The 731-nt window shown below is 63.1% G+C and carries 2 protein-coding genes; both read right to left on the bottom strand.

Annotation, left to right across the window (positions count from 1 at the left end):
* A partial coding sequence (locus EN750_RS37315; RefSeq protein WP_189526822.1) for an NAD(P)-binding domain-containing protein occupies positions 1–201 on the bottom strand: 201 nt, incomplete at its 3' end.
* A gap of 158 nt (positions 202–359) precedes the next feature.
* The coding region (locus EN750_RS37320) for a TIM barrel protein (protein WP_145968330.1) at positions 360–731 on the bottom strand (372 nt) is incomplete at its 5' end.

Below are 731 nucleotides of genomic sequence, written 5' to 3' on the forward strand. Positions count from 1 at the left end.
GTCGGGCACCATCAGGATGATGATGTCGGCAGCCTTGGCCACGGCGGCGTGGCCGGTGACGGTCTTCAGCCCCTTGGCGACGAGATCGGCCGGCGGCTTGGAGCGATGGTCGCTGGTGATGACATGATAGCCCGCATCCAGCAGGTGCCCCGCCATCGGCGCGCCCATGATGCCGAGGCCGATGAAGCCGATGGTTTCCATGATGATTCTCCTGACGCTTGTGTGAAACGCCCCCTCATCCGGCCGCTGCGCGACCACCTTCTCCCCGAGGGGAGAAGAGAATGCCGACGTTGATGCCTGTCTCTTCTCCCCACCGGGGAGAAGGTGGCCCGAAGGGCCGGATGAGGGGGCCTTGGCCGCTAAGCCGCAGCACTGCCCTGCCCGCTCAACTCCCGAAACCAGCCTAACCCAGCCTCCGTCCCTGCCTTCGGCTTGTATTCCGCCCCGACCCATCCGGCATAACCGATGCGGTCGATGTGCTCGTACAGGAAGGGAAAATTGATCTCGCCCGTCCCCGGCTCGTGACGGCCGGGATTGTCCGCAAGCTGGATATGCGCGATGCGGCCGAGGTTAGCCTCGATGGTACGGGCGAGATCCCCCTCCATGATCTGCATGTGATAGATGTCGTATTGCAGGAACAGGTTTTTCGAGCCGACGCGATCGATCAGCGCTAGCGCCTGGTCGGAGTAGTTGAGGAAGAAGCCCGGAATATCGCGCGTGTTGATCGGCTC

The organism is Mesorhizobium sp. M7A.F.Ca.ET.027.03.2.1, assembly GCF_003999175.1.
Taxonomy (GTDB): Bacteria; Pseudomonadota; Alphaproteobacteria; order Rhizobiales; family Rhizobiaceae; genus Mesorhizobium.